This window comes from Burkholderia anthina, assembly GCF_902498995.1.
Classification (GTDB): Bacteria; Pseudomonadota; Gammaproteobacteria; order Burkholderiales; family Burkholderiaceae; genus Burkholderia; species Burkholderia anthina.
The window spans coordinates 146,470-160,656 of the sequence record NZ_CABVLY010000010.1; the positions used below are offsets into that span (position 1 = coordinate 146,470).

The following is a 14,187-nucleotide window of genomic DNA, read 5'->3' on the forward strand; positions in this document are numbered from 1 at the left end:
GTCAGCCTCCGATGAACGCTTCGCGGAACGCGTCGATGGCGACGCGCAGCGAGAGTTGCGGTTGGTCGAGGTAGCTGACGAGCTTGCTGATCTGCTGATCGTTTTGCGCATGGGCGTCGATCCACTCGGGATCGTCGATGTCGATGTTGTGGGCGGCGTAGGTTTGCGGATCGACGACGCTCAGCAGTGTCTTCGACGACGCGCCGTTGAAGCCGATGATCAGCCGTTCGCGCTCGGCGATCGTGCCGATGAAGATGGCGAGTTCGAAGTCGGCCTGCGCGACGAACGGCGCGATCAGCTCGAGCCAGAACGCGGCGACGAGGCTGCGATAGAACGGGTCGACCGGCAGCGGCAGCGTGAGGCCGCGCTCGATGTGCGACGAGCCGCTCTGCATCACGGGCCGCAGCAGCGAGCCGAGCGCGAGCATCGCGCCGCGCAGCCGCACGGGGTGACCGCTTTCGAGCAGCATCTGTTGCAGGCCGTACAGCGACTGGTGTTCGACGAAGTCGTTGAAGGTGCCGTCATGCGACGTGCCGGGGCCGCCGACGTCGATCGGCACTTGCGTGTCGCCGAGCGCCTGCAGCGCGCCGGGCGGCTCGTCCTTCGCGAGCAGCGGCGGGATCTGCGCGGCGACGCGCGACCACAGCCGCGCGAACGCGAGCGGGCTGCGCGCGAGGAACGCGAGCGGGCGGTCGACTTCGAGCGCGGTTGCGCCGAGGAACGGGAAGCGGCGCATCGACACGTCGTGGCTCGCGACCATGTGGCCCGCGATCGCGAGCTTGCTGCGCGAGCCGAGGAACGCGAAATGCATCGGCTTCGCATCCTCGTAGACGATCTTCCAGCGCGGATCTTCCGCGAGCAGTTCGAGCGCCTGCGCGATCCAGCGGTCGAGCGTCTGCAGCAGTTGCGGATTGTGCGCGCTCTTCACGAAGTCGCCGCGCGACGGAATCTTGCCGAAGTAGGCGATTTGCGCCTGGACGGTTTGCGTCATTGCGCCCCCTGTGCATTGTTTGCGGTGGCGGCCGTGACGGCCGGTGCTGCAGCCGGCGTGCCCGTGCCGGCCTGCGTCGCGTTCTGCGCGGCGCCCGCGCTCGCATCGGCGACCGACGACGGCAGTTGCAGGCCGCGCAGGCTCTGCTGCTGCGGCTGGTCGCCGCCGCCGCTCGTCGGTTGCGACGTGCTGATGATGCGCATCGTCACCGACACGTTCACGCTGCCCTGGACCCACGTGAGGTCGAAGGTGCCGTCCGGACGCCGCTTGCGCTGCGCCGAGTTGATCAGCTTCTCGAGACCGTAGCGGCCCGGCTCGTTGACGAGCTGCACCGTGCGGCCGTCGAAGGTCGTCGCGGACAGCGTCGCGCCCGGCGAGCCCTGCGGATTCGGCCACACGAAGTTGGTCCACTGCGGCGGCGTGTTGCGGTAACGCAGCTGCTGGCCGTCGATCGCGATCGTGTATTCCGTCGTGCCGGTGCTCGGCTGCGGCAGGATCTGGAACACGGTCTGCGGCTCGGATGCCGCGGCCGCGCCGCCTGCCGCGCCACCGGCGAGCGGGGCGACCCAGCGCGCGAAGCCGTTCGTGAAGTCCGGCGTGAGGCCGATGCCCATGTCGCCCCACGTGCGGGCGGCGAGCGTGTCGCCGCGGCGCACCGCGAGCGGGCCCAGCGTCGTGCCGACGAACTTCGCGATCGCGCCGTCCGGACCGAACACCTGCGCGATTTCACCGGCGCCGGCCTCGACCTTCGCGCTCGGCGCGAACGGGTACTTCGTCGCGAGCGAGCTCTGGAACGGCTGGTAGACCTGCGCGTTCCACACCTTGTTGACTTCGGCGCTGGCCGGCTGGATCACCACCGAGAACGCCTGCATCAGCGGCCGCACCAGCAGCGGACGCAGCGACTTGCGTTGCGAATCGGTGAGGCCCGTCAGCATCTGCTCGTCGACGAACTTCAGCGAATCGGCGAGTTCCGACCCGTTGCCGTCGAGCGTCTGCTGCATCAACTGGCGCGCGCCGGGGCCGGGGTCGCCCTGGTTCTTGATCACGTTGAAGCGCGTGCGGACCTTCGACAGCGAGTCCATGTAGCCCTTGAGCATCGACGTGCCGTCATGCGTCGCGACGATCCGCGCGAGCCCGATGAACTCCTGGCCGATCGGACCCATCGGCACTTCGGCCGGATTGCCGTTGATGTCGATATTCGCGGCTGCGATCTGGCCGGCCTGCGAGCGCGAGAACAACTGCTTGACCCAGTTCACGACACCCGTTTGCGCCTTCTTGATCGCCACGTTGGCGAGCGACGGGTTGTCCCACGACGTCTGGTCGTACGCGGTCTCGAGGATCTTGCGGATCGGCGAATCCTGCGGGTCGCCGAGGCGGTTCATCCCGTCGACGGCCTGGCCGAAGCTGCTGAAGCCCTGTACCGCAATGCCCTGCATGAACTTCTGCCAGTGCTGCGCGTACTCGGTCTTGTACATGCCGACGAGCGTCTTCTGGATCTGTTCGGGGCTGCCTTCCAGCGTCAGGTCGTCCTGCGTCGACGTGTTCAGCACCCAGTCCTTCGCCTGCAGTTCCTTGGTCGCCGCGTCGCGGATCGCCGGCTGCACGTAGTCGAACCACGCTTCGCGCGTGAACGTGCCCGGGATCGCATAGCTGCCGGCGATCAGGCCCTGGTTGCCGTCGCCGACGATGCGCGCGACGGTCATCGGCGCGAAGCGGGTCGATGCGCGTGCCTTGATTTCCTCATAGACGCGCTGGCGGGCCGGCATCCCGCGCACGACGTGGCGCAGGTTCTCGCGGGTCTGGTCGACGAGCGCGAGGTTCGCGTCGATCATCGGCCAGTCGTCGTCGTTCACGCGTGACAGATAGAACGAGATCATGCGCTCGGCGCTCTTGATCATCTCGTCGCGCGGCATGTTGCCGCGATTCGTCTCGAGCCAGCCGCGCCAGAAGCGCGCGAGCTGGTCGGTCAGGTGCGCCTGTTCGACGTGACGCTTGTCGGACAGCATCAGGTAGGTCTTCAGCGCGTTGTACGCGTCCTGCACGTTGGTCGGCGACGCGTCGCTGTACAGCCCGCCCTGCGGTGCGGCCGGCGGCTGCTGTGCGGTGTCCGTCGCGGCGGACGCGCCTTGCGCGGCGCCGGCCAGCGGCGCGGCTCCCGGCGGGTTCGTCGAAACAGGCTGCGCGCCGCCCTGCACGGCGCCCGATTCGGGCGGGCGCGTCATCGGCACGAGCTGTTCGGGGTGTGCGTTCACGTCCTTCATGAACGACGCGAGATTCTGCGAGACCGGCGCCAGCAGGATCTGGCGCACGCCGTTGTAGTACTCGGTCAGCAGATGCTGTTCGAGACGGTCGCCCTGGTACAGGCCGAGCGACACCGACAGCGGCTTGTCGCGGCGGAACTGCTCGAGCTGTTCGATCCGGTCCTCGAGGATGTCCATCGCCTGCAGGCGCGACTGCAGGTCGTTGCGGCCCTGCTGCAGGCGCGTGACGTTGTCGAGGTCGGCCTGCACGTTCGTGACGAGCTGCTGGTTGCCGATCGTCGACCAGGTCCAGCCGCCGAGCGCGAGCGCGAGTGCGGCGACGAAGCCGAAGAAGGTCGCGTAGCGCAGCCGCGTCTTGGTCGGGCTCGCGAACTGGCGCACGGTCTGGCGATCCGCGAAGATCACCTTCGAGAACAGGTCGCGCAGGAAGAAGCCGTTCTTCGAGAATGCGCTGTGCGGCTTCGGCAGCGCGTTCGCGTCGAGGCCGAAGCGGCTCGCGATGCGCTGCGCGGCGGCGCTGTTGGTTTCGCCTTCCTGCAGTGCGCTCGTGAAATAGAAGCCGCGGAAGATCGGCTTGTACTGGAACGGGTTGTTTTCGAACAGCGTCGCGAGGAACGCGCGCAGCGACGGCTTGATCGTCGAGAATTCGAGCGGGAAGCTCAGCTGGCCCGGCGACAACTGGTTGCCGCGCGACAGCGACAGCTGCGCGACGCTGATTTCCTTCAGCCCTTCGTACAGTTCCTCGAAGTGCGTGTCGAACTGCGCGACGACGTCGCGCTTGTCGTCCGGCTCGTAGGGCAGGGTGGCGCCCCACACGCGGTCGTACTCGTGCTTGTCGCTGCTGCTGAAGAATTCGGTGAAGCCGGTGATCAGGTCGGCCTTCGTGAACATCACGTAGACCGGTGCGAACACTTCGAGCTTTTCCGTCAGTTCCTGAACGCGCTGGCGGAGGTTTTTCGCGAGGTTGATCGCAAATTCGGGGCGGTTGCCGGTGAGTTCGGCGATGCTGGCGGTGACGATGATGCCGTTGATCGGCGCCTTCGGACGGTAGCGCTTCAGCAGGCCGAGAAAGCCGAGCCATTCGCTGCGGTCTTCCTCGTGTACCGAATAGCGGCCGGCCGTGTCGAGCAGGATCCCTTCGGTCGTGAAGAACCAGTCGCAGTTACGCGTGCCGCCGATGCCGTGGATCACGGCGCTGTTCTTGTCCGCGAACGGAAACTGCAGGCCCGAGTTCAGCACGGCGCTGCTCTTGCCCGCGGCCGGATTGCCGATCACGATGTACCACGGCAGTTCGTACAGCGCGGAGCCGCCCGACACTTGGCCGATCTTCGACGTCTTGATCGTCTTCACAGCGTCGGACAGGCGCGTGCGCAGCACGTCGAGGTCTGCCGTCTTCGCATCGGGTGCGATCGCGGCGGCGGCCGGTGCCGCGATCTTGCCGGTTTCCGCCTGCTCTTCCAGCACCTGGCCGAGCTGCTGGTTCGCGCGCTTCACGCGCCAGCGGCGCCACAACGCGACGCCGAGCCACAGCACGAGGATCGCCGCGAAGGCGATCGCTGCCCACAGGAGCGGCAACTGCAGCATGTCGACGGCGATGAAGAGAATCGCCGCTAGCGCGACGATCCCGACGATCGAGAGCGTACGCGGATGAGTCAGCACGTTGAGGATGCGTTGCATAGGACGTTCAGGTTCCGGTGCGATTCGGTGAGGCGACGCAGGCGCGTCGAGCGGCAAGAGTGGCGCCGCGGTGTGTCGCCATGCTGTCAGACGGGATGAAGGGGGCTGGCATCAATGCGCTCGCGGCATCGGAGAAGGCGCGCGCATTAATGAAAGGACGCTGTGAGAATTAAAACGGAAGCGGCGGCCTGAAAAAATCGTGCAACGGAATGCCCGATCGATTGCGCCGCCCAAATAGTTTCCTGCCGGGTGATTAAAAAGCCCCATGCCGCCCTCATTATTTCTTGTACGACAGCCCTGACTAGCTGCCGCGTCCCAGTTTAAAACCGGGTTTATGGTATTCCACGTGCCCGAGATCCATCATCTTCCAGCGGCCCCCCCAGGTCAGGCCGACCTGCTCGGCAACTTGTCCGTACAACTGGTAGCCGCGCATCGCCCAGGGATCTTTCTCGGAAATGACCAGCTTGCCGTCGCGCAGGAATGCGTTGTCGGCCGCCAGCCCGAATTGGTGATAACTCTGGAAGGCCGCCGCGTTGGTCACGTTGGTGCCCATCTGCGCGAGCCGGTTCTGGCGTTCCGGGCTCCGATAACCTTCCAGCAGCGCCATTTCATAACCATATTGTTCGTGCATGATCTTGTAGACCAGCAGCAAACGCGTGCGGAAGTCGGGATCCAGCAGGTTCCAGTCGCGGCTCGCATCCTTCAGCGCCGGCCGTACCTGTTCGACTTCCTTCGTGGCAAAGACTTCAGGCGGCAGCGGCGGAGGCGGGACGAGCTGCTCGCCCTGCAGCAACGCGGCGATCTTCTCGTCGGGCACGCGCGCCGTGTCGTCGTACTGAAACAATTGCCGACCGCGTAACGCAATGGCCACCAATGGCGGCGTCGCAAGAATACCTGCCGATACCATAATCATCAAGCGCCGTCGAATCAGTAAATTTTGCGCATCACTTAATGCGTCGCGGGTAATGCTTGCCGATTTAACAATTCGACTTCGCGTACGCGCGGCGCGATCGTTCGCACGGCGCGTTAGACGGCCGTGAAACTGGGCGACGGATTCGAAAACGGTCGCGCGGATACCCGGTAAAAGCAACAGTGCCGCGACCGCGACGGCAAGGGCGAAATAGGCGACGAGTGCGACGGCAATCAACGAAATCCCCGGAAATTGGAATTGATTGTGTTTTGCAATGCTTGCTCTTAGAATCAGGCTGCTTTGAGAGGCCGGGCTATATTATCGCGGTGAATTAAACCAGGATTCAATGAGACGCTGAATGAGTGCGCCGGAAAATTCAAATTCGAAAACCCCGCCTAGCCTGCTGTCCGACAGCAAGCCGGCAGGCGAGGGTGGACCGCAGCAATCGCGCATTCTCGCGAATCTGGAAGGACGTGTCACGCCGCCGGCCGAATCGTCGCGCCGCTCGCTGAAGGGGCCGATCGCGGCCGTGGTCGCGCTCGTGGTCGCCGTCGGCGGCTGGGGCGCATGGCGCTGGCAGCAGCAATCCGGCGAGCCGGCCGTCGTGGCCGCCGCGCCCGCGCAGGCAGCCGCGAAGGCCGAACCGGCCAGCGGTGCCGCGCAGGTCGCGCAGAATGCCGCGTCGGCGGCGTCCGCCGTTCAACCGGCGACGATCGTCAACGAGGATGCCGCATCCGCGACCGTTGCGTCCGCATCGTCCGCGTCCGGCACGGACGACAGCCGTCTGTCGCGTGCGCTCGCGAACGGGGCCGACGATACGCCGGGCGCCGCTACCGCTACCGCAGGCGCAGCCGCCGCGGCAACGGCAGCCGCGGTTGCAACGACGAAAACCGCGAAAGCCGACGCAGCGAAGAACGACAAGGTCGCGGCACGCAGCAAGGCAGAGGCCAAGGCCGACGCGAAGGCGGAGGCCCGCAAGCACCGCAAGGAACAGGCAGAGCTCGCGCAGGCGAAGAAGCGTCGCGAAACGGCGGCCCGTACCGGCGGTGCGCGATCGTCAGGGAAGGACGATCCGGATGCCGATCTGCTGGCGGCGCTCGTCGCGCGCACGAAACCGGCCGACAAGAAGACCGCCGCGCAGAAGGCGCAGGCCGGGCCGACGAAGACGGCGGCCGCGACGGGCGGCTCGCTCGCCTCGCGCGTGAAGGACTGCTCGGAGCGTGGTTTCTTCGAGGATCAGCTGTGCCGCTGGCGCGTTTGCGAGGGCCACTGGGGCAAGGATCCGGCATGCCCGGCCGCCGCGCAGTCCGAGACGCGGCAGTAAGCTGCATTACACTACCGGTTCATCGCACACGCGCCGCCCTCGAGCGGCGCGTTGCTTTTGGGGCCGCGGGCGGCGCGCGCATCGTCGTGTGTGACAGAGTCACGCGAGTGTCACACGCGTCGTGCATACGTTTCCTTTCTTTTCCCGGCGTGGCGCCGCGATGCGCGATGCGCGGCGCGGTGCGCGCAGCATGACCTTCGACACGATGGATCTGATCGTACAGACTTACGGCGCCGATACGTCCGGCATGGTGTGCGGATTCCGCTTCGTCCCGGGCGGGTCGGGCGCAATGCTCGATGCCGACGCGGCCGCCGCGTGGCTGCATACGTGCCGCGGGCACGAGGCGGTGGCATCGGACGATTTCGTCTGGCTGCACTTCAATCTCGCGCACGGCGCGAGCGAGCGCTGGATGCGCACGCACCTCGGGCTGCCCGACAGCTTCTTCGAATTCCTGCACGAAGGATCGCGTTCGACGCGCATCGAGCAGGAGGACGGCGCGCTGCGCGCGATCGTCAACGACGTGATGTTCAATCTCGAGCTGACGCCGTCGGAAATCGCGACGCTGTTCGTCCATGTCGAGCGGCGCATCATGGTCACCGCGCGGCTCAAGCCGCTGCGCTCGGTCGATACGCTGCGCGCATGCGTGCGCGACGGCGAGCAGTTCCGGTCGCCGGCCGAACTGCTCGTGCACCTGCTGCACGACCAGGCCGACCTCCTGATCCAGATCATGCGACGCACGAGCGTCGACGTCGATCGCATCGAGGATCGCTTCCTGTCGCAGCGGCTCACGTCGAATCGCGTCGAGCTGGGTGCGATGCGCCGCACGCTGACGCGCCTGCAACGCATGCTGGCGCCCGAGCCCGGGTCGATCTTCCGGCTGCTGGCGAAGCCGCCCGCGTGGCTGCATGCCGAAGACGTGCAGGAGTTGCGCGAGTCGACCGAGGAATTCTCGCTCGTGCTCGCCGATCTGTCGGGGCTCAACGAGCGGATCAAGCTGCTGCAGGAAGAGATCGGCTCGCGGCTCGACGAGCAGAACAACCGGACGCTCTTCACGCTGACGCTCGTGACCGTGATCGCACTGCCGATCAATATCGTCGCGGGCTTTTTCGGGATGAACGTCGGCGGTGTGCCGTTCTCGGAGAACAAGCACGGGTTCTGGCTGATGGTGCTGCTGGTGGCGGGCTTTACCGCGCTCGCCGCATGGTGGGCGTTTCGCCGGCGCGACGATCGCTAGCGGCGGCCGCATCACGCCGGGCGCGGCACGCCGGCAACGCGTCAGCGCAGCAGCGTGATCGCGTGCTCGCCGATCACCATCCCGAGCAGGCCGACGAGCGCGACGAGCGGCGGGGCCGGCGAGCGCACGTGCAGCAGTGCGTACAGCACGCCGACGCCGAGGCCCACCGCAAGCGAAAGCAGGTAATTCATCATGGCGGTCTCCGTGCCGGGCGGCGTCACGGTTTGAGGATCACGCGCTCGCGCGCGCCGGCCAGCACTGCGCGATATGCATCGTGCGCGCGCTCGAGCGGGTACGTGTACGCCTCCTCGATCGGGAACGCGCGCAGCGTGCCGTTGCCGAAGCCGGGCGCGAGCGTATCGAGGATGTTCGCGACCGCGGTGCCGCCGAGCTGCAGCGAATCGACGCCGACGTACGTGTGCTGGCCGCGATAGAACGAGAAGATGTCGAACGGCACGCTGCGGTCGATCGTCGAGATGAAGATCTGGCGCCCACCGATCGCCATCGATGCGTTCGCCGCTTCGAAATACGGGCTGCCCACCGTGTTGTAGACGATGTCCGCGCCGTGCCCGCCGGTCGCCGCGCGCACCGCGTCGGCCACCGCTTCGCGCGAAGCGTCGATCACGCGCACGTCGCCCGATGCGTGGCCGCGATAGGCGCCGGGGCCGCGCTCGACGCCGATCACCGTTGCGCCGCGCGCGGTCGCAAGCTGGATCGCGGCCTGGCCGACCTTGCCGTTTGCGCCGAACACGAGCACGACGTCGCCGGCCTCGGGCATGCCGGCGCGCCGCAGCCCTTCGTACGCGGTGACGAACGGCACGCCGATGCCGGCCGCTTCGTCGAGCGTCAGCACGGCCGGCTTGCGGCGTACTTGCGCGGCATCGAGCACCAGCCATTGCGCATGCGAGCCGTCGCGCCCGACGCCGAGGTCGCCGCCCGAGCCCCATACCGGCGCACCGATCCAGCCGTCGGGGCCGCCGCGCACGATGCCGGCCCAGTCGCGGCCGGGCGTGCGCGGCCACACCGCATGCGGCATGCGCCCGAGCGCGGCTTTCACGTCGCTCGGATTGACGCCGGCCGCGCGCACCTCGATCAGCATCTGGCCGTCGCCCGGCACGGGCGGGTCGACTTCCCTGACGCGTGCGTCGAGCGACTCGATGTCGGGAGCGGGGGCGTCGAAGCGGATGCTGCGCATGATGATCTCCGTGAAGAGGGGCTGGCGCGCTGCCCGGCGGGCGGGCGCATGCAGCGGTGGAACAGGATGACTGGAGTCTAGTCGGCCGGATTTGACATGGAAATGTGCAAAGGCGAATGATTGCTTTGCATTTATTGCATAGCAATCCCGGGAGCCGGCATGGACGACTTTCTTTCTCCGCATCTGGCGCTGTTCGTCGACGTGGTCGACCAGCAGAGCTTTTCGGCGGCCGCGCGCCGGCTGGGCGTCGCCGCATCGTCGGTCACGCGGCGCATCGACCGGCTCGAGGCGCAGCTCGGCATCCGCCTTCTGCATCGCACCACGCACGCGCTTCGGCCGACCGAGGCCGGTCTGCTGCTGTACGGTCGCGCGACGCGGATGCTCGCCGAGCTGCGCGGGCTGCAGGAGGACCTGCACAGCCAGCACGACGAGCCGAGCGGGCTGCTGCGCGTCGACTGTCCGGCACCGTTCGGCCGCAGGCACCTGATGGCCGCGCTGGCCGCGTTCATGCAGCGTCATCCGGCGCTGCAGGTCGACCTGTTGCTGACGGACAGCATGGTCGATCCGCAAGGCACGCGGCTCGGCTCCGACGTCGATCTCGCGGTGCGCATCGGCCCGCTGGAAGACACGCGCTTCGTCGCGACCGTGCTCGCGCCGCAACGCCGCGTGCTGTGCGCGAGCCCCGACTACGTCGCGCGGCGCGGCGAACCCGAATCGCCCGACGCGCTGGCCGGGCACGATTGCCTCGCGTGGCACGGCGCGCCGCCGCCGGGCGCATGGCGTTTCGACGGCCGCCGTCACGTGCCGTCGCAGCCGCGGTTTCGCAGCAACCATTCCGAGGCGCTGCTCGAAGCGGCGATCGACGGGCTCGGCGTCGCGCACCTGCCGACCTGGCTCGCGGGGGACGCGCTGCGCGACGGTCGGCTGCGTGCCTTGCTGCCGCGTTATGCGGCCGCGCCCGAGCCGGCGACGATTCACGTGTTGCGCCAGCAGGCGCGCGGCAGCGCCCGCGCGTCGCGGCTGGTCGCGTTCCTCGCCACGTGGTTCGCGCAGCCCGCGTGGGATGCCGCGTGGGCGTGACGACGCGATCGACGGCGTGCAATGAAGAACGGGCCCCGCGTGCGGGGCCCGTCGAACAGCGGGAAGCGCCGGCCGGCACCGCGGCGTGCGCGGCGCGGCCGGTCGAACGACAACGTTACTGAGCCACCGTCTTGCGCGGCTTGAACATGCCCTGGTAGCGCAGCGTCGGACGCTCCTTCTCCACCGGCGCGATACCGCCGAAGCTCGGCGTCTGGCGCAGCTTCATCGCGGCCGGCGAAGCGACCGAGCCGATCGACGTCGAACGCGAAGCCGGCGCGAGGTTGTTCGCGACGAGCAGCGCGGCCTCGCTCTTCAGGTTCGCGAGCAGCACCGGATCGGTCGACGTGTTGATCTGCGTGAGCAGGCCGCTCCATGCCGCGTCGCTGTAGTTCACGACGTAGTAGTCGAGGCCGCTCGGATCCGCGACCACGCCCGTGCAGCCTTCGATCCGCGTCTGCGTCTGCGTGTCCTTCAGCGCGAGCGTCGTGTGTTTCGCGAGACCCTGGCCGTACGCGAGCGTGAGCGGCACCGTCCATTGCAGGCCCGGATACGCGTTCTTGTTCGGGAACGGCTGCTGTCTCAGCGTGACGACCGTCTGGTTCTTCGTCAGGTCGCACTGCGTGTCGAGCGAGATCAGCGGCACGCCCGTCTGGCGCACGTAGCTGTCGCCGATCGGGCCGACCGGCTGGCCGCTCGCCTTCGACAGCGCATCCCACAGACGCTTCGGCGTGCCGTTGCCGAACGAGTAGTCGACCAGGTACTGCTGCAGGCCGTGGCGCAGTGTCTGCTCGCCGAGATAGTTCTCGAGCGTCTTCAGCACGTGGCCGCCCTTGTCGTACGTGAACGCGCTCGCGCTCAGCACGAAGTCGTTCGACGCCCAGTCGTTGAAGTTCGGTGCGACCGGGAACGCGTTCGGGCCGATGTCGCGGTTGATCACGCGGTACTTGTTCTTCACCTGGTCGAGCCAGCTGAACTGGTCGGGGAAGAACTGGATCGTCGTCTTCGTCTCGAAGAACGTCGCGAACGACTCGTTGAGCCACACGTCGTCCCACCAGTCGGTCGTGACCAGATCGCCGAACCACTGGTGTGCGACTTCGTGCGTCAGCACTTCATTGCCGTACTGCGACATCGGCTGGCCCGGCTGCGGCAGGATGTCGTCGGCGAATTCGAGGATCGAACCCCAGTTCTCCATCCCGCCGAAGTTCAGATCCTTCTGTTCCTTGAACGCGTCGTTCGCGGCGACCGTGTCGAACTTCGTCAGCGGCAGCGGGATACCCGTGTAGCGGTAGTAGAAATCGAGGGCCTGCTTGGTGCGGTCCATTGCCGGCTTCGCCCAGTCGCTCATGCCCGGCGGCGTGAACACGCGCAGATGCAGGCCGCCCTTGCCGCCCGGCAGCGGGCTCGTGAAATTGTCCTCGTACGTGTCGAACATGCCGCCGCCGAAGAACAGCAGGTACGACGGCATCGGCGGCGTCTTCTCGAACTGCACGAGCTTGTAGCCGTCGCCGACGTTGGTCGACGGCTTCTCGGCCGCGTTCGACACGACGCGCCAGCTTTGCGGCACTTCGGCCGTCACTTCATAGGTCGGACGGAACGCGGGTTCGTCCCAGCCCGGGAACCACTGGCGCGCCAGGTTGGTTTCGCCCTGCGTGAGAATCGCGCCGCTCGTCTTGCCGTCGGTGCCCTTCAGGTCGACGCGGAAGACGCCTTCCGCCGCCGAGCAGCCCGGATACGGATCGTCGCCGCAGCTGCCGCCCGTCTTCGCGACCGGATCGTCATACGACTTGAAGTTGATGATGCCCGACCACTCCATGTGCAGCGAATAGTTGCCCGCCGCGATCGTGCCGCTGACCGGGCGCAACTGGTAGTAGTCGCCCTTGTCCTGCGGCGTCGCGATCAGCTGGATGTTGCCCGGCTGCAGCGTGATGCGGCCGTTCGTGAACTTGATCCGGTGGCCGGCGATCACGATGTTGTTGACCGGCTTCAACACCTTGATCTCGACGTCGGCGCGCCCGTCGAACGCGTTCAGCGCGTCGTTCGGGCGGAACCATAGCCGGTAGTTGACCGGGACGACGGTGTCCGGGAGTTCGACAGGCGGCACGTTCTTGTCGACGTTGGCGGTGGCCGGCGGAGGTGCGCTCGGCGGCGTGGTGACGGCGGGCGTCGAGCCCGGCTGCGGTGCGCCGGCGGAGCTGAGCGCGGAAGCCGAGCCCGTGCCGCCGTCGTCGCCGCCGCATCCGGCGAGTGCCAGTGCGGCGACGAGCGGCAGATAACGCATCTTGCGAATGTTGATCGACATGACTGAAACCTCGATTGTTGAAAGAATCGTTCAGTGCTGCGAAAACGCCGGCAAAAGCAATCCCCCGCCGTTAATCAACGGCGACGCGAAATGCCAGTGGCGGATATTCGAAAAAGACGGTCGACCGACTACGTGAAGGTAATCATGGTTTACTGCCCCCTCTGTGTTTTCCGGATATCGGTTAACTTGCCGGTTAAAAATGGCCGGGCGCGTGTTGTACTGAATTGATTTCGCGCGCACGACACGGGGCCGCCCGCCCGCTGCGGGCGCGCATTCCCTTTGCACCGACGACCCACGGGGCTGGCCGCACCAGGCCGCGCGACGGAAGGACGGCGTGTCGCCGTTCCGTAAAATCGCCGTCATGCGGTTTCAAGGTTTGTCGGCCTGCTCGAAGGATGCGTAAATATACTTGATGGTTTTGGGTAAAGGAAACGAAAAAATTAGAAGGCGCGTCTATTGGGTTTTTTGCGCGCGATTGAATGGTGAAAGGCATTAATCTGCTTTCTGTCTGGCTGTTGTTTTCGTAGTTTTAATCTATTAACGATCTTGCCGATAAGCGAAAACTACGAATCATGGCGTGGCCCGGCGCGCTCGGTACAATGTATCGATGATTCATCGATCGATTACGTCGAGGAGGCCTCCCGTGCCACGCGCCCTGTTCCGTATCGCGCCGCTGCGCGCCACGCTGCTGTTGTTCGCCGCCGTCCTCATGCTCGGCGGTTGCGCGGGGCTCACGCGCGAGCCCGTGAACGTGACCGTCGTCGGGCTCGACCCGCTCGTCGGGCAGGGTCTCGAGATGCGGTTCAGCCTGAAGCTGCGCGTGCAGAACCCGAACGACGCGCCGATCGAATACGACGGCATCGCGGTCGCGCTCGATCTGAACGGCACGCCGTTCGCGAGCGGGGTCAGCGACCGGACGGGCAGCGTGCCGCGCTTCGGCGAAGCCGTGATCGACGTGCCCGTCTCGGTATCGGCTTTCGCCGCCGCGCGGCAGGCGTGGAATCTCCCCGGCGCGGCCGCGAACGGCGAGTTGCCGTATGCGCTGCGCGGCCGGCTCGCCGGCGGCGTGCTCGGCACCGTGCACTTCAACGACGCCGGTACGTTGCGCATGCCGGCGACGCCGGGATGGGGCCGGTAGACGGCCCGCGCGCCGCGGCGCGATACCGGTGCGCTACCGGACGCGGGGCCGGACGAAGCGGCGCAATCGCGGCGCCGT

General features: G+C 66.8%; 10 protein-coding genes. 4 read left to right on the top strand and 6 right to left on the bottom strand.

What is annotated here, in order from left to right; all coding sequences use genetic code 11:
* Position 1 precedes the first annotated feature (1 nt).
* The 3 genes from tagF to BME24068_RS15480 form a co-directional block, all read right to left on the bottom strand.
* The gene (tagF, locus tag BME24068_RS15470; protein ID WP_096504348.1) at positions 2 to 991 is read right to left on the bottom strand and encodes a type VI secretion system-associated protein TagF; all 990 of its coding nucleotides are present in this window, start codon (positions 989 to 991) and stop codon (positions 2 to 4) included.
* Positions 988 to 4,929, bottom strand: a complete 3,942-nt coding sequence (gene tssM, locus BME24068_RS15475) for a type VI secretion system membrane subunit TssM (RefSeq protein WP_174926562.1) — start codon at positions 4,927 to 4,929, stop codon at positions 988 to 990. Before tssM ends, tagF begins: the two co-directional genes overlap by 4 nt.
* Positions 4,930 to 5,230: 301 nt before the next feature.
* Positions 5,231 to 6,076 carry a M15 family metallopeptidase gene (locus BME24068_RS15480; protein ID WP_096504352.1) on the bottom strand — a complete coding sequence of 282 codons (846 nt, stop codon included), beginning with the start codon at positions 6,074 to 6,076 and terminating at the stop codon, positions 5,231 to 5,233.
* A 121-nt stretch (positions 6,077 to 6,197) separates the two neighbouring features.
* Between BME24068_RS15480 and BME24068_RS15485 the strand changes: the two genes are divergently transcribed.
* Together BME24068_RS15485 and BME24068_RS15490 are read left to right on the top strand one after the other, a co-directional pair.
* The gene (locus BME24068_RS15485) at positions 6,198 to 7,163 is read left to right on the top strand and encodes a phage tail protein (protein WP_174926563.1); all 966 of its coding nucleotides are present in this window, start codon (positions 6,198 to 6,200) and stop codon (positions 7,161 to 7,163) included.
* A gap of 205 nt (positions 7,164 to 7,368) precedes the next feature.
* Complete coding sequence (locus BME24068_RS15490) at positions 7,369 to 8,397, top strand: transporter (protein ID WP_096504453.1); 1,029 nt, start codon at positions 7,369 to 7,371, stop codon at positions 8,395 to 8,397.
* 41 nt (positions 8,398 to 8,438) lie between these two features.
* Here BME24068_RS15490 and BME24068_RS15495 read toward each other — a convergent pair whose 3' ends face one another.
* Positions 8,439 to 8,588 (bottom strand): DUF1427 family protein, encoded by a 150-nt coding sequence (locus BME24068_RS15495; RefSeq protein ID WP_342356220.1) that lies wholly within the window; start codon positions 8,586 to 8,588, stop codon positions 8,439 to 8,441.
* A gap of 26 nt (positions 8,589 to 8,614) precedes the next feature.
* Positions 8,615 to 9,592 carry a quinone oxidoreductase family protein gene (locus tag BME24068_RS15500; RefSeq protein ID WP_096504358.1) on the bottom strand — a complete coding sequence of 326 codons (978 nt, stop codon included), beginning with the start codon at positions 9,590 to 9,592 and terminating at the stop codon, positions 8,615 to 8,617.
* Between the two features lie 159 nt (positions 9,593 to 9,751).
* Here BME24068_RS15500 and BME24068_RS15505 point away from each other — a divergent pair, with 159 nt between their 5' ends.
* A complete protein-coding gene (locus BME24068_RS15505) occupies positions 9,752 to 10,672 on the top strand; it encodes a LysR family transcriptional regulator (RefSeq protein WP_174926564.1) in 921 nt (306 codons plus the stop codon).
* Positions 10,673 to 10,787: 115 nt separating this feature from the next.
* Here BME24068_RS15505 and BME24068_RS15510 read toward each other — a convergent pair whose 3' ends face one another.
* Positions 10,788 to 12,971 (bottom strand): M1 family metallopeptidase, encoded by a 2,184-nt coding sequence (locus BME24068_RS15510; RefSeq protein WP_174926565.1) that lies wholly within the window; start codon positions 12,969 to 12,971, stop codon positions 10,788 to 10,790.
* A 643-nt stretch (positions 12,972 to 13,614) separates the two neighbouring features.
* Between BME24068_RS15510 and BME24068_RS15515 the strand changes: the two genes are divergently transcribed.
* Entirely contained in the window at positions 13,615 to 14,109 is a 495-nt protein-coding gene (locus BME24068_RS15515) for an LEA/WHy family protein (RefSeq protein ID WP_096504364.1), read from the top strand.
* The last annotated feature ends 78 nt before the right edge of the window (positions 14,110 to 14,187 follow it).

Coding starts and splice junctions, on each gene's coding strand:
- tagF (WP_096504348.1), bottom strand. CDS start 991: ATGACGCAAACCGTCCAGGCGCAAATCGCCTACTTCGGCAAGATTCCG.
- BME24068_RS15500 (WP_096504358.1), bottom strand. CDS start 9,592: ATGCGCAGCATCCGCTTCGACGCCCCCGCTCCCGACATCGAGTCGCTC.
- BME24068_RS15495 (WP_342356220.1), bottom strand. CDS start 8,588: ATGAATTACCTGCTTTCGCTTGCGGTGGGCCTCGGCGTCGGCGTGCTG.
- BME24068_RS15490 (WP_096504453.1), top strand. CDS start 7,369: ATGGATCTGATCGTACAGACTTACGGCGCCGATACGTCCGGCATGGTG.
- BME24068_RS15505 (WP_174926564.1), top strand. CDS start 9,752: ATGGACGACTTTCTTTCTCCGCATCTGGCGCTGTTCGTCGACGTGGTC.
- tssM (WP_174926562.1), bottom strand. CDS start 4,929: ATGCAACGCATCCTCAACGTGCTGACTCATCCGCGTACGCTCTCGATC.
- BME24068_RS15510 (WP_174926565.1), bottom strand. CDS start 12,971: ATGTCGATCAACATTCGCAAGATGCGTTATCTGCCGCTCGTCGCCGCA.
- BME24068_RS15485 (WP_174926563.1), top strand. CDS start 6,198: ATGAGTGCGCCGGAAAATTCAAATTCGAAAACCCCGCCTAGCCTGCTG.